At 73.1% G+C, this 24,330-nt stretch carries 2 protein-coding genes; both read right to left on the reverse strand.

Features of this window, described 5'->3' with window-relative positions:
* Nucleotides 1–2: 2 nt before the first annotated feature.
* Nucleotides 3–12,155, reverse strand: a complete 12,153-nt coding sequence (locus N6H00_RS03375) for a type I polyketide synthase (protein ID WP_268970017.1) — start codon at nucleotides 12,153–12,155, stop codon at nucleotides 3–5.
* A 16-nt stretch (nucleotides 12,156–12,171) separates the two neighbouring features.
* Nucleotides 12,172–24,300 carry a type I polyketide synthase gene (locus tag N6H00_RS03380; protein ID WP_268970018.1) on the reverse strand — a complete coding sequence of 4,043 codons (12,129 nt, stop codon included), beginning with the start codon at nucleotides 24,298–24,300 and terminating at the stop codon, nucleotides 12,172–12,174.
* Nucleotides 24,301–24,330 lie beyond the last annotated feature (30 nt).

Raw genomic sequence — 24,330 nt, forward strand, 5'->3', positions numbered from 1 at the left:
ATTCAGGACACGCCCAGTTCGTTGTCGATGAATTCGAGAACCTGGGCCGCGGACGCGGACTCCAGCCTCTCCGCGGCGGTCATCTCTTCCTCCGCCGGCTTTCGTGTCGCCTTCCACTTCGCCAGCAGGCTCTCCAGCCGTGCCGTGATCGCCCCCGCGTCGCCGTCCGCCATGTCGAGGCCGACCAAGGTGGTTTCGAGCCTGGCCAGTTCGTTGAGGACCGGATCGGCGCCGTCCCGGCCCGGTGCGGAACCGACCGCCGGGGCGATGCGCTCGAGCAGGTAGTCGGCGAGCACGGCCGCCTCCGGATAGTCGAAGACAAGGGCGGCGGGCAGCCGCAGACCGGTGGCGGCGGCGAGCCGGTTGCGCAGTTCCACGGCGGTCAGGGAGTCGAAGCCCAACTCCTTGAAGTTGGTGTCGGCCTGCACCGTGTCGGTGTCGGCGTGTCCGAGCACGGTGGCCACATGGCCACGGACCAACCGCAACACCACGCGGTGCTGCTCCGCGGCGGACAGGCCCGCCAGTCGATCGGCCCAGTCGTCCGGCCGCACTTCGGCCGCCGCAGCGGTACGCCGCGTCGCCGCACCGCCGACGCCGGAGGCACCGGAGGCGGCGAGGGCGCGGAGGGTGGCGGGAAGCGTGTCGGGAGTCTGGGCGGCCAGGACATGGGTGTTCACGTCCGCCGCGACCAGCTGGTGGCCGCCGTGCTCGGCGGCCGCGTCGAGCAGCCGAAGGGCGTGGTCGGCGGCCATCGCGGTGACGCCGGAACGGGACATTCGGGCCAGGTCCGCCTCGGCGAGAGCGCCCGTCATCTCGCTGGACTCGGCCCACAGGCCCCACGCCACCGAAACCGTCGGCAGGCCCAGGGCCTGGCGGTGGGCGGCGAGCGCGTCGCAGAAGGCGTTGGCGGCGGCGTAGTTGGCCTGTCCCGGGCTGCCCATGACTCCGGCGGCCGATGAGAACAGTACGAACGCGCCCAGCCGCAGATGTGCCGTAGCGGCGTGCAGATGTGCCGCGGCGGTGGCCTTCGCCGCCCAGACCCGCGCCAGCCGCTCGCGCGTCTGCGCGGTGACCACCGCGTCGTCCAGCACACCGGCGGCGTGGATCACGCCGGTCAGCGGATGCCGCGGATCGACACCGGCCACCAGGCCGGTCACGGCGGCCGCGTCGGTGACATCGGCGGCGACGATCCGTACCCGCGCGCCCAGGCCGGTCAGCCGGGCGGCGAGGTCCTGGGCGCCCGGCGCGTCCGGGCCCCGGCGGCTCACCAGCAGCAGATGCCTGATCCGCCAGACCCGCACGAGATGTTCGGCGACCAGTGCGCCCAGCGTGCCGGTGCCACCGGTGATGAGCACGGTGCCGTCCGGGTCCACCGCGGCGGGGACGTCCAGCACCAGCTTGCCGGTGTGCTTGGCCTGGCTGAGATGGCGCAGCGCCTCGCGGGTCCGGCCGAGTGGCCAGGTCCGCACCGGCAGCGGCCGCAGGGCTCCCGTGGTGAACAGCTCGCCCAGTTCGCCCAGCATCCGGCCGATGCGTTCGGGCCCGGCGTCGATGATCAGGTCGTAGACCTGGTACGTCACCCCCGGGTGCGCCTCCGCGATCCGCTCGGGGTCGCGCAGGTCGGTCTTGCCCATTTCCATCAGCCGGCCGCCTTCTCGCAGCAGCCGCAGGGAGGCGTCGACGAAGGGCCCGGCAAGACTGTTGAGCACCACATCCACACCCCGGCCACCCGTGGCCTCCCGCACCACGCCCTCAAAGCCCAGATCGCGCGACGAGGCCCGATGCGCCTCATCGATACCCATCGCCTCAAGCACCCCATGCTTGCCAGGACTCGCCGTCGCGTAGACCTCCGCACCCAGATACCGCGCGATCCGCACCGCCGCCATCCCCACACCACCGGTCGCGGCATGAATCAACACCGACTCCCCCGGCTGGAGCCGGGCCAGCTCCACCAGCCCGTACCAGGCCGTCAGGAACGCCACCGGCACCGAGGCCGCCTGCTGATGGGTCCACCCGTCGGGAATGGGCGCCACCATGCGGGCATCGGTCACCGCCGTCGGGCCGAACGCGCGATCGAAGACCCCCATGACCCGATCGCCCACCGCGAGCCCTGTCACCTCGGGGCCGACGTCCACCACCACACCGGCACCCTCGCCGCCGAGCCCGGTCTGGCCCGGGACCATGCCCAAACTGACGAGTGCGTCCCGGAAGTTGATACCGGCCGCGTGCACCGCCACCCGCACCTGCCCCGGTTCGAGCGGCTCCAGCACCTCCGGACACGGCACCGGCTTCACGTTGTCCACCGTGGCCGCCCCGGTCAACTCCAGCCGCCACGCGGGCTGCCCCACCAGTGCGGCCACACCCCCGCTGCTCACGCCACCGGCACGCATCAGCCGGGGCACCCGGACACGTCCCGCCCGCAGTGCGACCTGCGGCTCGTCCATGCGCACCGCGCACGCCACGGCGCTGTGCACACCCTGGCCGAGCGGCTCGGAGTCCGGGTCGAGGTCGACCAGAAGGAAGCGCCCCGGGTGCTCCGCCTGCGCACTGCGCACCAGTCCGCACACGGCGGCCCCGGCCACATCCACGCCGCCCTCCCCAGCACCCTCCGTCTCGGACCCGCCGATCGCCACCGCTCCGCGTGTCACCAGCACCAGCCGGGCGTCGGCGAACCGCGGTTCGGCCAGCCACCCCCGCACCAGCTCCAGCACGCGCTCCGAAGCCGCCAGGCCGGCGGCCGCCAGGACCGTAGGCGCGTCGCCGTCGGCGGGGCCGCGAAGGGCGGGCACATACGCGATGGCCACCGAGGGAGCGGGGGCGTCACCGTCGAGGGCGGAGACCAGGGTCTCCAGACGCGGATGGCGTACCGCGCCCGGCGCGATCGGCTCGCACTCCCGTGGGCCGATAACCACCCACCCGTCGGCCTCCGCCGGGTCCGGTTCCTGTCCTGCCTCCTCGCTGTCCTGTGCCGGGCCGGGCAGGGGCGTCCACTCCAGGGTGAACAGCCCGTCCGCCTCGGGTCCGCCGGAGGTCCGCAGCTGGTCGGCGGCGGCCGGTCGCATCATCAGCGAGTCGACGGTCAGCACCGGACCGCCCACGGCGTCGGCCACCACCACCCGTAGCCCACGCTCGCCCTCGGCGCCACCCGCCTCTCGCTGTTGAGGGGAGAGCCGGACCCGGACGGTCGTGGCGCCGCCCGCCCACAGCGACACGCCACGCCACGCGAACGGCAGCCAGACCCGGCCGTCGTCGTGCCCCGGCTCGGGCCCATCGAGGAGGAACGCCGGATGGAGCGCGGCATCCAGGAGCGCGGGGTGGATACCGAAACCTTCCGGGGCTCCGGCGGCCTCGGGCAGCGCCACTTCGGCCAGCACATCCGCACCGTCCCGCCATACCGCCCGCAGTCCCCGGAACGACGGACCGTATGCGTACCCCGCCGCCGCGGCACGCTCATAGAACCCGTCCAGCCGTACGGGCTCCGCGCCCACCGGGGGCCATGCCCCGCCCGGCTCGTCCATCGGGCCCCGCGCGGGGCTCTCCGGTGGCGATGGCGGGGACTGCGGCCCCAGGACGCCCTCGGCATGGCACACCCAGCCCGGGTCGGCGCCGGGTTCGACATCGTGGTCGGGCCGGGAGTGGATCCGCACATCACGCCGCCCGTCCTCGGTGGCCACGCCGACCACCACTTGGACGCGCAGCCCACCGGACCCGGGCAGAACGAGCGGAACCTGGAGCGCCAGCTCCTCCACCCCACCACAACCCGCTTCGTCGGCCGCCCGCAGCGCCCACTCCACCAGCGCCGCGCCCGGCACCAGCACGGTGTCCGCCATCACATGCTCGGCCAGCCATCCCCCGGCGCCCCTGGCGGAGATCCGTCCGGTCAGCACCAGCCCGCCGTCGGCGAGTCCGACGGACGCGGGCAGTTGCGCATGCTCGACCCGCTGTAGCCCGGCGGCCCCCACGTCCCCGACGCCACCGCCCGCGGCCAGCCAGTAGCGCTCGCGTTGGAAGGCGTACGTCGGCAGGTCGATCCTCCGTGGGGCAGGATCGGCCGGGAACCAGCGGGCCCAGTCGACATCGGTGCCATGGGTGTGCAGTTGGGCGAGGGCGTGGCCGAGTGCCTGGACATCGGACCGTTTACGGCTCAGGGTGGCCGTCACCAGCGGACTCGGCCGCCCAGCCCCGCCCTCGTCGGCCCCGCCCTCATCGGCATCGGCCGTGGCATCGTCGGCGGTGAGGTGTTGAAGGGTGTGTTGGGTGGCGGTGGCCAGGACCGGGTCGGGGCCGAGTTCGAGGAAGACCCCGGTTTCGGACGCGATATGGGTGATGGCGGGGTGGAAGAGGACGGGCCGGCGGATCTGCCGCACCCAGTATTCCGGTGTGGCCATCACCTCGTCGGCCGGCTCACCGGTCAGGTTGCTGAGCACCGGAAGGGTGGGCCGCTGAAAAGCCAGACCGTCGATGGCCTGCGCGAACGGCTCCAGGATGGGATCCATCAGCGGGGAGTGGAAGGCATGGCTGACGGTCAGCGTCCGGGTCTTGCGGCCCCTGGCCGCCCAGATGGCGCTGATCTCGGCGACCGGTTCGACCGGACCGGAGACGACGGTGTTGCCGGGGGTGTTCAGGGCGGCGATACCGACCCGCCCGTCGTATACGGCCAGATCCTCGGCGAGTTCCTCGGCGGTGGCCGCGATGGTGGCCATGCCTCCGCCAGCGGGAAGTCCCCCCATCAGGGTGGCGCGGGCGGCGACGAGACGGCAGGCGTCGGAGAGATCGAAGACCCCGGCGATATGGGCGGCCGCGATCTCCCCGATCGAATGCCCGATCACCACATCCGGGCGTACACCGACCGAGGCGAGCAGCCGCGCCAGGGCGATATGCAGGGCGAACAGTCCGGCCTGAGCATAGGTGGTGTGGTCCAACAGCCCCGGCCGCCCGGCCACACCGTGGAAGACCACCTCACGGAGGGGATGTTGCAGGTGCGGGTCGAGCAGTCCGCAGACCTCGTCGAACGCCGTGGCGAACACCGGGAACCGGTCGTACAGCTCGGCTCCCATCCCCTGGCGCTGGCTGCCCTGGCCGCTGAAGAGCCACACCGTCTTGCCCGAGGCTGTTCCACCGTCGGGGAGCACCACGCCCGGATGGGGTTCACCGGCCGCCAGGGCCTCCACGGCGCCCAGCAGCGCGTCGCGGTCGTCGCCCCATGCCACCGCCCGGTGTTCGAACAGCGACCGCGTGGTGGCAAGCGACCAGCCCACATCGACCGCCGACGCCTCCGGGGCCCTGGCCACGCGTTCGGCCAGGGCCACGGCCTGGCCGCGCAGCGCCTCCGTGCTCCGCGCCGACAGCACCCACGGGACCGCGCGCATGTCGGGGGATGCCGCAGGCTCGGTCGTGACACGGTCGGCCGGGCCGGGGGCTTGCTCCAGGATGAGATGGGCGTTGGTGCCGGAGGCGCCGAACGAGGACACCCCGGCCCGGCGCGGACCCTCACCCATCGGCCACTCCACCGCCTCGGTCAGCAGCCGCACCGCACCACTACCCCAGTCCACATGCGGAGTCGGCTCATCGATGTGCAGGGACGCGGGCAGCAGCCCGTGGCGCATCGCCTGCACCATCTTGATGACGCCCGCGACTCCGGCCGCCGCTTGGGCGTGTCCGATGTTGGATTTGATCGAACCGAGCAGCAACGGCCGCTCCACCGAGCGTTCCTGCCCGTAAGTGGCCAGCAACGCCTGCGCCTCGATCGGATCACCCAACGTCGTACCCGTACCATGCGCCTCCACCACATCGACATCCGCAGCCGACAACCCCGCACTGGCCAACGCCTGACGAATCACCCGCTGCTGCGAAGGACCATTCGGCGCGGTAAGCCCATTCGACGCACCATCCTGATTGACCGCCGAACCCCGGACCACCGCCAACACCTCATGACCATTACGCCGAGCATCCGACAACCGCTCCAGCAACAAAACCCCCACACCCTCACCCCAGCCAGTACCGTCCGCAGCCGCAGCAAACGGCTTGCACCGACCATCAGGCGCCAACCCACGCTGACGGGAAAAACCAGTGAACACATCCGGCGTCGCCATCACCGTCACCCCACCGGCCAACGCCAACGTGCACTCCCCCCGCCGCAACGCCTGCGCCGCCAGATGCATCGCCACCAACGACGACGAACACGCCGTATCCACCGTCACCGCCGGCCCCTCAAACCCCAGCGAGTACGCCACCCGCCCAGAAACCACACTCCCCGAGCTGGCCAGCATCGCGTAGCCTTCCAGCCGCGCGTCGCCACCACTCAGTCCGGCCGCGTAGTCGTGGTACATCACGCCCGCGTAGACACCGGTCGGACTGCCCTTCAACGACACCGGATCGATCCCCGCCCGCTCCAGCACCTCCCACGACGCCTCCAACAACAACCGCTGCTGCGGATCCATCGCCAACGCCTCCCGCGGACTGATCCCGAAAAACGCCGCATCGAACGCATCAGCGTCATACAGGAACCCACCCTCACGCGCATACGACGTACCAGGGTGATCGGGATCCGGATGAAACAACCCCTCCAGATCCCAGCCCCGGCCGGTCGGAAACTCCCCCATCACGTCTTTCCCCGAGGCCACCAGATCCCACAGCCCCTCGGGCGAGGTGACCCCACCCGGGAAACGGCAGCTCATCGCAACGATCGCGATCGGCTCGTCCCCATCGGCCGCCGCCACCACAGAAGCACCCGCACCGGCAGTCGTCTCACCCATCAGCCGGGCACACACATACTCCGCCAGCACCCGAGGCGTCGGATAGTCGAACACCATCGTCGCCGGCAACCGCAACCCCGTCACCGACGACAACCGATTACGCAACTCCACCGCCGTCAACGAATCAAAACCCAACTCCCTGAACGACGCATCCACCCGCACCTCACCCGGCGAACCAAACCCCAACACCACCGCCACACCACCCCGCACCACCTCAACCACCCCATCCAACCGAGCCTCAGCACCCAACCCCCTCAACCGCTCCACCAACCCCGAAACCCCCACCTCACCCACCGCCGACCGCCGCCTGACACGACCCACCACCAACCCCCGCAACACCGCGGGAAGCCCTCCACCACCCACCCCAGTTGGATGGATATCGGCGGCGACACAGAAAGGGCTGTCCTGCGCGCAGGCGGCATCGAGCAGGCCCAGCGCCTTCTCGCCGGACATCGCGGCGATGCCCGAGCGGGACATCCGGGCGCGGTCCGTCGCCACGAGTTTTCCGGTCATCCCGCTGGTCTGGGCCCACAGGCCCCAGGCCACCGAAAGTCCCGGGAGGCCGAGCGTCCGGCGGTGGGCGGCGAGGGCGTCGCAGAAGGCGTTCGCCGCCGCGTAGTTGGCCTGTCCCGGACTGCCCAGGACCCCGGCGGCCGAGGAGAACATGGCGAACAAGGACAGCGGAAGGTCTGCGGTGGCGCTGTGCAGATGCGCCGCGCCCGTCGCCTTGGCCGCCCACACCCGGGCCAGCCGCTCGGGTGTCTGGGAGGTGACCACCGCGTCGTCGAGCAGGCCCGTGGCGTGGATGACACCGGTCAGCGGATGCTCGGCATCGATCCCCGCCACCAGCTCGGCCACCGCCGGCCCGTCCGTGACGTCCACGGCGGCGATTCGCACCCGCGCGCCCAGCTCCTCCAGGCGGGCGGCCAGATCGCGGGCCCCCGGAGCGTCCGGCCCGCGACGGCTCACCAGGAGCAGATGGCCGACCTGCCACGTACGCACCAGGTGTTCGGCCACCAGGCCGCCCAGGGTGCCGGTGCCGCCCGTCACCAGCACGGTGCCGTCCGGATCGAGCGCCGTCGGGGTGTCCGGAGCCTTCGGATCCCGGTCGGCTGAGGCACGGACCAGTCGCGGCACCCACACTCGTCCATCGCGCACGGCCAGCTGCGGCTCGTCCATCTCCCACGCCCGTGCGACGGCGCCCCGTACGCTGTCCGCGGTGACGTCGGAAGCCGGGTCGAGGTCGATCAGGAGGAAGCGCCCCGGGTGCTCCGCCTGCGCACTCCGCAGGAGACCCCACAGCCCCGCGGCGGCCACATCCATACCACTCTCGGCATCGGTGACGGCGACCGCGCCACGCGTCACCACCACCAACCGGGCATCCGCCAGCCGTGGCTCGGCCAGCCACCGCTGCACCAGCTCCAGCGCGCGTTCCGCCATCGCCATACCGTCGGCCGCCATGTCGGCCACGGCTTCGGCGCCCGAGCGCGGGAACTCGGCGAGAACCACGGCCGGGATCGGCCGCTCGCCATCGAGTCCCGCGAGAAACACTTCCAGATCCGGGTGCGCACCCTCGGTCGCCAGCACCGCCCAGCCGTCGGGCTCGGCCATCGGCCCGTCAGTCCCCGTCGGCTGCGGCAAGGGGGCCCAGTCCAGGACGAACAGACCGTCGGCGCCACGCGTCGCCACGGCCCGCAACCGTTCCACGTCCGCCGGACGCGTCGCCAAGGATTCGACCGTCAGGACGGGGGCACCCACGGCGTCGGCCACCACCACCCGCAGCCCGCGCTCACCCTCCGCGCCGTCCCGACGCGGGGACAGCCTAACCCGTACGGTGCTCGCTCCGGCGGCCCACAGCGACACCCCGTTCCAGGCGAACGGCAGCCATACCTGTCCGCCGTCCCGCTCGCGCTCCCGCTCGATTCCGGTGTCGAGCAGGAGCGCCGGGTGCAGGGCCGCGTCGAGCAGCGCCGGATGGATACCGAACCCGTCCGCGTCCCCCGCGGCCTCGGGCAGCGCCACCTCGGCCAGGACGTCGGCGCCGTCCCGCCACACGGCCCGCAGCCCCTGGAACGACGGTCCGTACGCATAGCCCGCCGCCGCGGCACGCTCGTAGAACCCCGTCAGATCCACCGGTTTCGCGCCCGGCGGCGGCCACGCCCCGCCCAGCCCCTCGACCGGCTGACCCATACCTTCCGATGCCGGGTTGAGCACCCCCTCCGCGTGGCAGACCCAGCCCGCGTCGGCTTCGGCCTCGCCGTCCGGGCGGGAGTAGACCTGCACACCGCGCCGTCCGTCCTCCGCCGCGGCGCCCACCACCACCTGGACCCGCAGTCCGCCCGTCTCCGGCAGTACGAGCGGGACGTGCAGCGCCAACTCCTCGATCCCACCGCCGCCGGCCTCGTCGGCCGCCCGCAACACCCACTCCACCAATGCCGCGCCGGGGGCCAGGACGGCGCCCGCGACGATGTGTTCACCGAGCCAGCCGTCACCGCCACGGCCGCCGTCACCGGCCGCGATGCGCCCGGTGAGCAGGTGGGTGCTCCCATCGGCCAGCTCCACGGCGGCGCCCAGCATCGGATGGTCCGAGGGGGCCAGGCCGAGGTCGCTGGGGTCACCGACCGCGCCGGACGGGTTCATCCAGTAGCGCTGGTGCTGGAAGGCGTAGGTGGGCAGATCGACGGTACGAGGCGTGGGGTCCGTCGGAAACGCCGCCCGCCAGTCGACGTCGACCCCGGCGACGAACGCCTGACCTACCGACCGCAGAAGCTGCCCCTGCCCACCATGGTCACGGCGCAGCGTGGGCACCGCGACCGCTTCCACACCCGCCTGCTCGAAGGTCTCCTGCATTCCGACGGTCAGTACGGGATGCGAACTGGCCTCGATGAACACCCGATGCCCATCCGCCAGCAACGCCTCGACCGCATCGGCAAACCGCACCCGCTCCCGCAGATTCGCCACCCAGTAGCCCGTATCCAGCATGACGCCATCCACCCGGCCACCCGTCACCGTCGAGTAGAACGCCGCACCCGACCCGGACGCATCAACCGGCCGGACACCCGCCAGAACCTCGTCCAACTCCGCACGGATCTCATCCACCTGCGGACCATGCGAGGCATAATCCACCTCGATCAACCGCGCCCGAACCCCACACTCCTCACACGCCGCCACTACAGCAGCCACCTGCTCCGGCGGACCCGAAACCACCGTGGACGACGGCCCATTCACAGCCGCTACACCCACCGCGGCCACCCGCTCCCCCAGGTCGCAGAGCAACTCCCCCGCACGCTCCTGGCCCACCCCCAAGGACGCCATCGCCCCACCACCAGCCAACCGCCGCAAAGCCTTACTCCGCAGCGCCACCACCTTCGCACCATCCTCCAACGACAACACCCCCGCCACCACAGCCGCCGCAATCTCCCCCTGGCTATGACCCACCACCGCAACAGGACACACCCCATACCCCGCCCACACCCCCGCCAACGACACCATCACCGCCCACAACACCGGCTGCACCACATCCACCCGCCCCACATCCGCCGCACCCTCCACACCACGCAACACATCCGTCAACGACCACTCCACATACCGCGAAAGCGCCCGCTCACACTCCCCCACCCGCGCCGCGAACACCGGCGACACCTCCAACAACTCCGCACCCATCCCCACCCACTGCGAACCCTGCCCCGGAAACACCAGCACCGGACCCACACCACCCGGCGACGCGACCGCACCCGACTCCACCACCCCCGGATACGACACCCCCCGCACCAACGCCTCCAACCCCGCCACCAACTCACCACGACCCTCACCCACCACCACCGCACGATGCTCGAACACCGACCGCGACGTCACCAACGACCACCCCACATCGACGGACGAGAACTCGGAAACACCCCCCACCCGCCCCGCCAACGCCGCCGCCTGACCCCGCAACGCCTCCACACTCCGCCCCGACACCACCCACGGCACCAGGCCCGTCTCGCAGGACACCGCCCCCACCAACGGCGCATCCTCCTCAGGAGCCTGCTCCACAATCACATGCGCATTGGTGCCACTGATCCCGAACGCGGACACCCCGGCCCGGCGCGGCCGCTCGTTCCTCGGCCACTCCACCGCCTCGGTCAGCAGCCGCACCGCGCCACCGGACCAGTCCGCGTGCGGGGTCGGCTCATCGACGTGCAAAGTGGCCGGCAGCTGTTCGTGCCGCAGGGCCATCACCATCTTGATGACACCGGCCACACCCGCCGCCCCCTGCGTATGGCCGATGTTGGACTTCAGCGAGCCCAGCCACAGCGGCCGGTCCGCCGGACGGTCCTGGCCGTATGCGCCGATCAGTGCCTCGGCCTCGATCGGATCACCCAGCGTCGTTCCCGTGCCATGGGCCTCCACCGCGTCCACCTCGGCGGATGACAGCTGGGCGTTGATCAGCGCCTGGCGGATCACCCGCTGTTGTGAGGGCCCGTTGGGCGCGGTGAGGCCATTCGACGCGCCGTCCTGGTTGATGGCCGAGCCTCGGATGACCGCGAGTACCTGGTGGCCGTTGCGCCGTGCGTCGGACAGCCGCTCCAGCAGCAGAAGGCCCACGCCCTCCGAGAAGCCGGTGCCGTCCGCGGCGGCGGCGAAGGGCTTGCAACGGCCGTCGGGGGCCAGTCCGCGCTGGCGGGAGAACTCCACGAAGGTGTTCGGCGTGGTCATCACGGTCACCCCGCCGGCCAGGGCCAGGGTGCACTCCCCCTGCCGCAGCGCCTGGCAGGCGAGATGCATCGCGACCAGCGATGACGAGCAGGCGGTGTCCACCGTGACCGCCGGCCCCTCCAGGCCGAGGGTGAAGGCCACCCGGCCGGAGACGACGCTCAGGGTGTTTCCGGTGAGCAGGTATCCTTCCGCGCTCTTCTCGATCCGCGGGGTGCCGAAGCCGAGGATGCCGGCGCCCGCGTAGACACCGGTGGGGGTGCCCTTCAGCGTGGTGGGGTCGATTCCGGCGCGTTCGAGCAGTTCCCAGGAGACTTCCAGCAGTTGGCGCTGCTGGGGTTCGGCGGCCAGGGCCTCGCGCGGGCTGATGCCGAAGAACGCGGCGTCGAAGCCGTCGGCCCGGTCGAGGAATCCGCCGTGGCGGACGTAGCTGGTGCCGGAGTGGTCGGGGTCCGGGTGGTAGAGGGTCCGGGTGTGCCAGCCGCGGTCGGTGGGGAACTCGCCGATGGCGTCCCCGCGGGAGGCGACCAGCTCCCACAGGTCCTCGGGCGAGGCGATCCCGCCGGGGAACCGGCAGGCCATGCTCACGATGGCCACCGGCTCCTGGGACCGTTCCTCCAACTCGCGAAGTCGTCGGCGGGTCTGTCCCAGGTCGGCCGTGACCTTCTTGAGGTACTGGCGGAGCTTCTCTTCGGTACCCGACATCAGTTCCGCTCCTCCATCAGGGCAGTTCACGGTCAATGAGCTCGAACATCTCGTCGTCCGAGGCGGCTTCGAGCGCTTCGAGGGCGTCGAGGGTGCCGAGGGCGTCGAGGCCCGTCGCGCCGTCCGGGTCGACGGCCCCGCCACGGTTCCATTTCGCCAGTAGCCCGCTCAGCCGCTGGGTGATCCTCTGCCGTCCTTCGTCGTCCGTGACGAGGGTGGCCAAGGTGGTGTCCAGCCTGGCCAGCTCGCCCAGGACCGGGTCGACGGTGTCGCGCCCCGGTGCGGTTCCCCCGCCCGGGGCCAGCAGTTCCAGCAGGTGGTCGGCGAGCACGGCCGCCTCCGGATAGTCGAAGACGAGGCCGGCGGGCAGCCGCAGACCGGTCGCGGCGGCGAGCCGGTTGCGCAGTTCCACGGCGGTCAGGGAGTCGAAGCCCAACTCCTTGAAGCTGGTCTCCGCCTGCACGGCGTCCACGTCGGCGTGTCCGAGAACGGTGGCCGCGTGGCCACGGACCAACCGCAGCACCGCGCGGTGCTGTTCGGCCATGGACAGGCCCGCGAGTCGGGCGGCCCAGTCGATCTGCCGGTCTTCCCCGGCGGCCGCCGCGGTGCGCCGACCGCCACCGCCACCGGTGGCGGCCAGGGCGCGCAGCGCGGCGGGCAGGCTGTCGGCGGGCAGTTCGGCGAGGGTGCGGAGGTCCACGTGGGCGGCGACCAGGTGGGCGCCGCCGTGCTGGACCGCGGCGTCGAGCAGGGCCAGGCCGTGCCGGGTGGTCAGCGCCGCGACGCCGGTACGGGCCATCCGGGCCCGATCCGCCTCGGCCAGGTGGCCGGTCATCCCGCTGGCGTCGGCCCACAGGCCCCAGGCCACCGACACCCCCGGCAGTCCGGCGGCCCGGCGGTGGGCGGCGAGCGCGTCGCAGAAGGCGTTGGCGGCGGCGTAGTTGGCCTGGCCGGGGCTGCCGAGTGTGCCCGCCGCCGAGGAGAAGAGGACGAACATGCCCAGCCGCAGATGGGCGGTGGCCGTGTGCAGATGGGCGGCGGCCGTGGCCTTGGCGGTCCATACCCGCGCCAGTCGTTCGGGGGTCTGTGCGGTCACCACCGCGTCGTCCAGCACACCTGTGGCGTGGATGACGCCCGTCAGCGGATGCGCGGGGTCGACACCCGCCACCAGGTCGGCCACCGCCGAGGCGTCGGTGACATCCACGGCCGCGATCCGCACCCGTGTGCCCAGTGCCTCCAGTCGGGTGGTCAGGTCGCGGGCTCCCGGGGCGTCCGGCCCGCGCCTGCTCACCAGCAGCAGATGGCCGACCTGCCACGTGCGCACCAGGTGTTCGGCCACCAGGCCGCCCAGGGTGCCGGTGCCGCCGGTGATGAGCACCGTGCCGTCGGGGTCGACCGCGGCGGGGACGTCGAGCACCAGCTTGCCGGTGTGCCGGGCCTGGCTCAGCTGCCGTAGCGCGTCCCGCGCCCGGTCGAGCGGCCAGGGCCGTACGGGTGCGGGCCGCAGCGCTCCGGTGGCGAACAGCTCGCTCAGTTCGCGCAGCATCTCCCCGATGCGGTCCGGACCGGCGTCGGGGACCAGGTCGAAGGCCCGGTAGCGGACGCCCGGGTACGCGGCCGCGAGCCGCTCCGGGTCGCGGATATCGGTCTTGCCCATTTCGGAGAGCCGTCCGCCGTCGGCCAGCAGCCGCAAGGAGGCGTCGACGAACGGCCCGGCGAGGCTGTTCAGCACCACGTCGACGCCGCGTCCGCCCGTGGCCTCGCGGAACACCTCCTCGAAGTGCAGATCCCGCGAGGAGGCGCGGTGCGCGTGGTCGATGCCCATCTCCGCCAGCACACCGTGCTTGCCGGGGCCTGCCGTGGCGTAGACCTCGGCGCCCAGGTGGCGGGCGATCTGCACCGCAGCCATGCCGACGCCGCCGGTCGCGGCGTGGATCAGCACCGATTCGCCGCCCCGCAGCCCGGCCAGGTCCACCAGTCCGTACCAGGCCGTGAGGAACACCACCGGTACGGCGGCCGCCTGGCGGAAGCTCCAGCCTTCGGGGATCGGCACGACCATGCGGGCGTCCGCCACCGCCCACGGGCCGAACGCGCCCTCGAACAGGCCCATGACGCGGTCGCCCACCGCGAGCCCGGTCACTTCCGGGCCGATGTCCACGACCACACCGGCGCCCTCGCTGCCGCGGAACACCCCGCCGCCGGGGTACATCCCGACGACGATCAGCGCATCGCGGAAGTTCAGGCCCGCCGCGTGCACCGCGATCCGGACCTCTCCGGGCCCCAGCGGTTCCAGCGCCTCGGGGCAGGGCACGGGTGTCACATTGTCCACGGTGGACGCGCCGCGCACGGCCAGCCGCCACGCGGGCTGCCCCACCGGGCCCACCAGACCGCCGCTGCCGGGGCCGCCGGCGCGCATGAGCCGGGGTGCCCACACCCGGCCGGAGCCCACGGCCACCTGCGGCTCGTCCATGGCGACGGCCCTTGCCACCCCGTCCAGCACCGCCGCGCCGATCTCGTCGGGGCCGGTGGCGGCGCCGTGCGGATCGAGGTCGAGCAGGATGAACCGGTCCGGGTTCTCCGCCTGCGCACTGCGCACCAGCCCCCACACCGCGGCCCCGGCCGGGTTCACGGCCTCGGCGCCCGGGTCCTGCCCCAGGGCGTCACCGGCCGCGACCGCGCCGTGTGTCACGACGACCAGGCGGCTCTCGGCCAGCCGGGGTTCGTCCAGCCAGTCCCGCAGCAGGTCCAGTGTCCGCCGTACGGCCGCGAGGGCTTCGGCTTCGGCGGCACCCGCGTCGGTGGCCGTCCGGGCGGCCGGTACGGCGGACAGGACCACCGGTGGCACGGGCGCCTCGGCGTCGATCGCCGCGACCAGCGACGCCACGTCCGGGTGGCGGACCACACCGGGTGTGGCCCACTCGTCCCCGAAGCCCAGCGCCGCCCAGGCGCCGTCCCCGGCCACCGGCTCGGGCAGGCCCGTGCCGGCGCCGGGCGCCGTGGTGGGGAGCGGGGTCCAGTCCAGTGTGAACAGCCCGTCCACGGCACCTCGGCCGGTGGTCCGCAGCTGGTCCGTACGGGCGGGGCGCAGCACCAGCGAGTCGACCGTCAGGACCGGGTCGCCCACGGCGTCGGCCACGGTCATCCGCAGCGCCCGCTCGCCATCCGCGCCCGGCTCACGCGGGGACAGCCGGACGCGAACGGTGGTCGCTCCGGCGGCCCACAGCGACACCCCGTTCCAGGCGAACGGCAGCCACACCCGGCCGGTGTCCGGCTCCTGTCCGGGTCCGGCGGTGAGCAGGCCCGCCGGGTGCAGCGCGGCGTCCAGCAACGCCGGGTGGATGCCGAATCCGGTCCGGTCGCCCGCGGCTTCGGGCAGCGCCACCTCGGCCAGTACGTCCGGGCCGTCGCGCCACAGCTTGACGACGCCCTGGAACGCGGGCCCGTAGCCGTACCCGGCGGCCGCGGCACGCTGGTAGAAGCCGTCGGTGTCCACCGGCTCGGCGCTCGCCGGGGGCCAGGCCCCGGAGGGCTGGGGTGCCGGTGGGTCCTGGGGCCCGAGTACGCCGACCGCGTGGCACACCCAGGCCGGGCCGGCGGTGGCTTCGGCGTCGTGGTCGGGCCGGGAGTACACCCGTACGTCGCGGCGTCCGTCGTCGGCGGCCTCCCCCACCACCACCTGAACGCGCAGCCCGCCCGTGTCGGGGAGGACGAGCGGGACCTGGAGGGCGAGTTCCTCCACGGTGCCGCAGCCCGCCTCGTCGGCGGCCCGCAGCGCCCATTCGACCTGGGCGGCGCCCGGCACCAGCCGGGTGCCCGCCACCACGTGATCGCCGAGCCAGCCGGCGCCGCCACCGGCCGTCAGCCGTCCGGTGAGCAGATGGGTGCTGCCGTCGGCGAGTTCCACGGCCGCGCCGAGCAGCGGGTGGTCCGATCCGACCAGGCCGAGGTCGGTGGGGTCGCCGCCACGGCCGGCGCTGCCTTCGAGCCAGTAGCGCTCGCGCTGGAAGGCGTACGTGGGCAGCGGCACCGTGCGGGGCGCGGGGTCGGTGCGGAACAGGGTGGTCCAGTCGACGTCGGTCCCGGCGGTGAACGCCTGGGCCAGGGACCGCGTCAGCTGGGCGAGATCGCCGTGGTCGCGGCGCAGGGTGGGCACGGTGACGGCGGTGACGCCGGCCTGCTCGAAGGTCTCCTGCATGCCCATGGTGAGGACGGGATGGGTGCTGGCCTCGATGAACACCCGGTGCCCGGCACCCAGCAACGCCTCGATCGCCTCCGCGAACCGCACCCGCTCACGCAGATTCCGCACCCAATAGCCCGTATCCAGGACGGAAGTATCGACCCGGCCACCGGTCACCGTGGAGTAGAACACCACCCCGGCCCCGGACACCCCGACCGGCTCCACCCCCCTGAGCACCTCGCACAGCTCCCCGGCGATCTCATCAACCTGCGGACTGTGCGAGGCATAATCCACCTCGATCATCCGCGCCCGCTCCCCGATGTCCCGACAAGCGGCCACAGTGGCGGCCACCTGCTCCGGCGGCCCGGACACCACAGTGGATGCGGGACCATTGACCGCGGCCACCACCACAGCCGCGACCCGGCCACCCAACCCCGACAACAACTCCTCCACCCGCTCACAACCCAACGCCAACGAAGCCATGGCCCCACCACCAGCCAGCCGCCGCAACGCCCGGCTGCGCAACGCCACAACCCTCGCACCGTCCTCCAAGGACAACGCCCCCGCCACCACAGCCGCCGCGATCTCCCCCTGACTGTGGCCCACCACAGCGGCAGGACGCACCCCGTACCCGGCCCACACGGCAGCCAGGGACACCATCACCGCCCACAACACCGGCTGCACCACATCCACCCGACCCAGATCGCCCGCACCGTCCACCCCCCGCAGAACACCCGTCAGCGACCAGTCGACATACGGCGCCAGCGCCCGCTCACACTCCGCCACCCGGACCGCGAACACCGGCGAAACATCCAGCAGACCGGCACCCATACCGGCCCACTGCGAACCCTGACCAGGAAAAACCAGCACCGGACCCACACCACCACTCACCGCCACCCCAGGGCCCACCACACCCGGATGACCCTCCCCTGCCGCCAACGCCTCAACAGCGGCACTGAGTTCGGCACGGCCCTCGCCGACCACCACCGCACGGTGGTCGAACAGCGTGCGGGAGCGGATGAGGGACCAGCCCACCTCGGCGGACGATGCCAAGGGGCCGGTGGCCAGCCGCGCGGCCAGCGCCTGTGCCTGGTCCCGCAGCGCCGTGGCGCCCCGCGCGGACAGCACCCAGGGCACCACCTGGGGGCCGTCGGGTTCGGGCTTCGGCCGCTGCGTGTCGGGGGCCTGCTCCAGGATCACATGGGCGTTGGTGCCGCTGATGCCGAAGGAGGAGACGGCCGCGCGCCGGGGCCGCTCGGTCCGTGGCCACTCGACCGCCTCGGTCAGCAGCCGCACTCCGCCGTCGTCCCATTCCACATGCGGACTGGGTTCGTCGATGTGGAGCGAGGCGGGCAACAGCCCGTGGCGCATCGCCATCACCATCTTGATCACACCGGCCACGCCCGCGGCGGCCTGGGTGTGGCCGATGTTGGACTTGATGGAACCGAGCCACAGTGGCCGGTCCTCCGGTCGCTCCCGCCCGTAGGTGGCCAGCAGCGCCTGGGCCTCGATGGGGTCGCCCAGGGTGGTTCCCGTGCCGTGCGCCTCCACCGCGTCCACCTCGGCCGGGGACAGCCGGGCGTTCGCCAGCGCCTGGCGGATCACCCGCTGCTGCGAGGGCCCGTTCGGCGCGGTGAGCCCGTTCGACGCACCGTCCTGGTTGACCGCCGATCCCCGGATCACCGCCAGCACCTCACGGCCGTTGCGGCGGGCGTCCGACTGCCGCTCCAGGACGAGCAGGCCGATGCCCTCGCCCCAGCCGGTGCCGTCGGCCGCCGCGGCGAACGGCTTGCACCGGCCGTCCGGGGCCAGTCCGCGCTGGCGCGAGAACTCCACGAAGGTGTTGGGGGTGGCCATCACCGTCACTCCGCCGGCCAGGGCCAGGGTGCACTCGCCCTGCCGCAGGGCCTGCGCCGCCAGATGCATGGCCACCAGCGAAGAGGAGCAGGCCGTGTCCACCGTCACCGCGGGCCCCTCCAGGCCGAAGGTGAACGCCACCCGGCCGGAGGCGATGCTCGGTGTGCTGCCGGTCATCAGACGGCCCTCGACGCCCTCCGGGGTGCGGCCGAGGAAACGGCTGCCGTAGTCGTCGTACATGACCCCGGTGATCACCGCGCTCCGGCTGCCCCGCAGGCTCACCGGGTCGATGCCCGCGCTTTCGAACGCCTGCCACGCGGTCTCCAGGAGCAGCCGCTGCTGTGGGTCGGTCGCCAGTGCCTCGCGGGGGGAGATGCCGAAGAACTCGGCGTCGAACCGTGGGGCCTCGTAGAGGAATCCGCCTTCGCGGGCGTAGCTGGTGCCGGTGTGGTCGGGGTCGGGGTCGAAGAGGCCCGCGAGGTCCCAGCCGCGGTCCCCGGGGAACGCGCCGATCGCGTCCACGCCGTCGGCCACCAGCCGCCACAGCTCCTCGGGCGAGCCGGCCCCGCCCGGGTAGCGGCAGGCCATGCCGACGATGACGATGGGATCGTCGTCGGCCGCCCCGGCGGTGACCTCCGGCGGGAGCGGCGCCGCGGCCGGTGCGCCGGTCAGCCGCTCCCGCAGAAAGCCCACGAGGGCGTCGGGGGTCGGATAGTCGAAGATGACGGTGGCGGGGATCCGGATGCCGGTGGCCGCGTTGAGCCGGTTGCGCAGGTCCAGTGCGGTGAGCGAGTCGAAGCCGAGGTCCTGGAAGGCCCTGTCCGGTTCGATGGCCTCCGGTGCCGGATGGGCGAGCACGGTGGCGACCTGATCGCGCACCAGCTCTTCGACGAGACGGTCCCGTTCCCCGGCGGGCAGCCCGGCCAGCCGCTCGGACAGGGAGTGCGCCCCAGTGGTGCGCGGGGCCCGTGTGGGGACGTGCACCAGCCGTCGCAGCACGGGCGGAAGCGGCCCGGTGGCGGCCCGGGTGCGCAGCGCCGCGAGGTCGAAGCGCGCGGGGACGAGCGTGGGGTGGTCGGTGGTGAGTGCCGTGTCGAGCAGGGTCAGCGCCTGCTCGTTGGAGACGGGGGCGATACCGGAGCGGGCCATCCGGGCCAGGTCCGCGTCGTCCAGGTGGCCGGTCATGCCGCCGGCGGACGCCAGCAGCCCCCAGGCCAGCGCGTGGGACGCCCGCCCCTCGGCGTGGCGGTGTTCGGCGAGGGCGTTGAGGAACATATTGGCGGCGGCGTAGTTGGCCTGGCCGCCGTTGCCCATGATGGCGGCGGCGGAGGAGAACATCACGAACGCGGCCGGATCCATGGTCCGGGTCAGCCGGTGCAGATGCCATGCGGCGTCGAGCTTCGGGGCGAGTACGGTGTCGAGCTGCTCGGGTGTCATGGAGGTGACCACGCCGTCGTCGAGCACCCCGGCGGCGTGGACGACAGCCGTCAGCGGATGTGCTTCGGGGAGGGTGGCGAGCAGCGCGGCCAGCGCCTCGGGGTCGGCGGCGTTACACGCGGTGACGCGTACGTCCGCCGCGCCCAGCGAGGTCAGTTCGTCCGCGAAGGCGTCGATGTCCTCCGTGATGCCGCCGCGCCGGCTGACCAGCAGCAGATGGCGCACGCCGTGCGCGGTGACCAGGTGCCGGGCCACCAGCCGGCCCAGCGCTCCGGTACCTCCGGTGATCAGTGCCGTGCCGTCCGGGTCGAGGGCGCGGGCCGGGGCGTCCCGGTCGGGGCGCACCCTGACCAGACGGGGCACATGGGCCGTTCCCGCCCGTACCGCCAGCTCCGATTCGGCATCGGCCATCGCGGCCGGGAGGGCGGTGCGCAGGGCATCGCGCGACGCGGTGTCGTCGTCCAGGTCGAGCAGCCAGACGCGCTGCGGGTGTTCCGCCTGGGCGGCGCGGACCAGCCCCCATACGGGCGCGGTGGCCAGGTCGGCGGGCGCGTCCCGGGGGCCGGTGGCGACCGCGCCGCGGGTGGCGATGACCAGCCGGGCCCCGCTGAACCGCTGGTCCGTCAGCCAGGCGCGCAAGGCGCCGAGGACGGGATGGACCGCCGCGCGGACCCGGGCGGGCGTCTGGTCCGGGTCGTCCGCCGAGGTGTCCGGTGCGCCGGGGCATACCAGGACGACGACGTCGGGGACCGGCTCTCCGTCGTCGAGGGCGGCCCGCAGGGCGGCCAGATCCGGATGTGCCGGGAGGCCCAGGTCCGGCTCCCGCGCTCCGACGAGCACCCAGCGCGCCGTGGGCGCGGCCGCTTCGGCGGAGACCGGGTACGGCTGCCAGTCCAGGCGGTACAGGGGGGCGTCGGCGGTGGCGGAGCGGGCTGAGCGCCAGCGGTCGGCGGGGACCTCACGCAGCCCGAGGGAGTCGATGGTGGCCACGGGCGCGCCGTGGTCGTCGGTCAGCCTCAGGGTGACGGTGTCCGGGGCGGTCGGGGTGATGCGCACGCGGAGCCGGGTGGCACCGGGGGTGAACAGCCGCACCCCGCCGAAGGAGAACGGCAGTCGGACGGTCGCCTCCGGGCCGTCCGGCACACGGCCGCCGTGGAAAAGCTCCTCCACCGGGTGCAGGGCGCTGTCGAGCAGGGCGGGGTGTACTCCGTACGCGTCGGCCTCGCCGCGCCGTTCCGGGGCCAGTCGTACCTCGGCGAACATCTCCTCGCCGAGCCGCCACGCGGTGTGCAGTCCGCGGAAGGCGGGCCCGTAGGCGTATCCCTGGGCGGTCAGGCGCTCGTACAGGTCCGCCACGTCGACCGGGACGGCCCCGGCGGGCGGCCAGGCCGTGGTGGGCGGTTCCGCCGCGGGCGGTGGCGTGGCCGCGTCGGCCAGTACGCCGGTGGCGTGGTGGCGCCAGGCGGCCGCGGTGTCCGGGCCGTCGTCGCCGTCGTCGGCGGGACGCGAGGCGATGGTGACGGTCCGCCGCCCGGTTTCGTCGGGGGCGGTGACGGCGAGCTGGATGCGTACCGCGCCGGAGGCGGGCAGGATCAGCGGTGTCTCCAGGGTGAGGTCCTCGATCAGCTCCCGGCCGGTGTGCGCGGCGGCGAGCAGGACCAGCTCCAGCAGGGCCGTACCGGGCAGCGGGACGCTGTCCGCGATGGTGTGGTCGGCGAGCCAGCTGTGGGTGTGCGGGGACAGCCGTCCGGTGAGCAGCAGTCCGCCGTCGGGTGTCTCCACGGCGGCCTGGAGCAGGGGGTGGTCGGTGGTACGGAGGCCGACGGCGCGTACGTCGGCGGTGGCGTTCGGGGCGGGCCGCCAGTATCGCTGCCGCTGGAACCGGTAGGTGGGCAGGTCGACCCGGCCCGCGTCCTCGGGGAGGGCGGCGGCGAAGTCGACCGTGGCGCCGTCGATGTGGGTCAGGGCGAGCGCGGTCAGCAGCGTGCGGGGCTCGTCGCGGCCGGGGCGCAGGGCGGTGGCGAACACGGGGGCCGGGTCGGGGGCGTCCGAGGTGTCCTGGGCTCCGGGTGTGCCGGTGGCGAGGGCGTCCTGGGCCATGGTGGTGAGGACGGCGTCCGGGCCGAGTTCGAGGTAGCGGGTCACGCCCTCGCCGTGCAGGGTGCGCAGACCGTCGTGGAACCGTACGGGCCGGCGGACGTGGCGTACCCAGTACTCGGGGTCGCGGAGCTGTTCGGGGTCGGCCTGCCGGCCGGTGACGCCTGAGATCACCGGGATGCGCGGTGGGTGGTAGGTGAGCCGCTTGGCCACGTCGCGGAAGTCGTCGAGCATGGGGTCCAGGAGCGGTGAGTGGAAGGCGTGGCTGACGCGGAGCCGCTTGGTGCGGTGCCCCCGCTCCTTCAGGGTGCGGGCGATCTCATCGACGGTTTCGGCGGCTCCGGACACGACCACCGAGGTGGGGCCGTTGACCGCGGCGAGCGCCACGCGGTCCTCGCGGCCGGCGAGCAGCGGGACGACCTGTTCCTCAGTGGCTTCCACGGCGGCCATGGCGCCACCGGACGGCAGCGCCTGCATCAGCCGGCCGCGGGCGGCCACCAGCGCGCAGGCGTCCGGAAGGGACAGGACGCCCGCCACGTGCGCGGCCACCAGCTCGCCCACGGAGTGGCCGGTCAGGAACGACGGGGTGAGGCCGAACGACTCGACGAGCCGGAACAGCGCCACCTCGACCGCGAACAACGCGGGCTGGGCGAACGCGGTCCGGTCCAGCTCCTCGGCGTCGTCCCCGAACGCCACGCTCTTCAGGGGCCGTTCGAGATGCGTGTCCAGCGCGTCGCAGACCGCGTCGAACGCCTCCGCGTACACGGGGTAGGCGTCGTACAGCCCACGGCCCGTGCCGGGGCGTTGGCTGCCCTGTCCGGTGAACATGAGGGCGGTGCCGCCGGAACGGGTCGCCGCCGTGCTCCGGGTCAGTCCGGTGTGGCTTCGGCCGTCGGCCAGCGCCCGCACGGCGGCCAGCAGTTCGTCATGGTTGTCGCCGATGGCCACGGCCCGGTGTTCGAAGGCCGACCGGGTCCGGGCGAGCGACCAGCCCACATCGGTCACGGGCAGCCCCGGGTGGGCGGTGAGATGTGCGGCGAGGGCCTCGGCCTGGTCCTGTAACGCCTGGCCGGTGCGGGCGGACACCACCCAGGGCACCACGCGGCCGCCCAGTGGCGGCGCGGTGTCCAGTGGCGGTGCGGTGCCCGCGGCGGTCGGCCCGGGGGTCCGGTCCGGTGCGGGGGGCTCGTCCGCGGGGGCCTGTTCGAGCAGCAGGTGGGCGTTGGTGCCGGAGATACCGAAGGAGGACACCGCGGCCCGGCGGGGCCGCTCGCCACGCGGCCAGCCGACGGCCTCGGTGAGCAGACGTACGGCACCGGTACCCCATTCGACATGGGGCGTGGGCCGCTTGACGTGCAGGGTGGCGGGCAGTGTCTCGTACCGCATCGCCATGATCATCTTGATGACGCCGGCCACGCCCGCGGCGCCCTGGGTGTGTCCGATGTTGGACTTGACCGAGCCCAGCCACAGCGGCCGGTCCTCGGGCCGGTCCCGGCCGTAGGTGGTGAGCAGCGCCTGGGCCTCGATGGGATCGCCGAGCCGGGTCCCGGTGCCGTGCGCCTCCACCGCGTCCACCTCGGCCGGGGACAGCCGCGCGTTCGCCAGCGCCTGGAGGATGACGCGCTGTTGGGAGGGTCCGTTGGGCGCGGTCAGACCGTTGGAGGCGCCGTCCTGGTTGACGGCCGAGCCCCGGATCAGCGCCAGCACCCGGTGGCCGTGGCGCCGTGCGTCGGACAGCCGCTCCAGCAGCACCAGGCCCACGCCCTCGGAGAAGGCGGTGCCGTCGGCGTCGGCGGAGAACGCCTTGCACCGGCCGTCGGGCGCCAGTCCGCGCTGCCGGGAGAACTCGGTGAACACGTTCGGGATGGCCATCACCGTCACCCCGCCGGCCAGGGCCAGGGTGCACTCGCCCTGCCGCAGCGCCTGGCAGGCCAGGTGCATCGACACCAGCGAGGACGAGCACGCCGTGTCCACGGTGACCGCCGGCCCCTCCAGGCCGAGGGTGTACGCGACCCGGCCGGAGAGCACACTGGGCGCGTTGCCCGTCACCAGATAGCCCTCGGCGCTCTTGTCGATGTGCGGGGTGCCGAAACCGGGGAGCGCCGTCCCGGCGTACACGCCCGTCGAGGAGCCTTTCAGCGAGACCGGGTCGATTCCGGCGCGTTCGAGAAGCTCCCAGGCCACCTCCAGCAGCAGCCGCTGCTGCGGGTCGATCACCAGCGCCTCACGCGGGCTGATCCCGAAGAACTCCGGGTCGAACCGGTCGGCGTCATAGAGGAAACCGCCCTCACGGGCGTGGCTGGTGCCGGGGTGGTCCGGGTCCGGGTGGAACAGCCCCTCCAGGTCCCAGCCGCGATCGGTGGGAAACTCCGCCATCGCGTGTGCGCCGGAGGCGAGCAGCCGCCACAGCGCCTCGGGCGAGTCGGCCCCGCCCGGATAGCGGCAAGCCATGCCGACCACGGCCACCGGCTCCTGGGAGCGGTCCTCCATCTCGCGCAGCCGCTGACGCGTTTCGTGCAGATCGCCTGCCACTCGCCTCAGATAGTCGACCAGCTTCTCTTCACTAGCGTGCGTCACAGAGGGTCACCCGGCCTTCAGCGAAGGGCG

The organism is Streptomyces sp. S465, assembly GCF_026898115.1.
Taxonomy (GTDB): Bacteria; Actinomycetota; Actinomycetes; order Streptomycetales; family Streptomycetaceae; genus Streptomyces; species Streptomyces luomodiensis.

Coding starts and splice junctions, on each gene's coding strand:
- N6H00_RS03375 (WP_268970017.1), bottom strand. CDS start 12,155: ATGTCGGGTACCGAAGAGAAGCTCCGCCAGTACCTCAAGAAGGTCACG.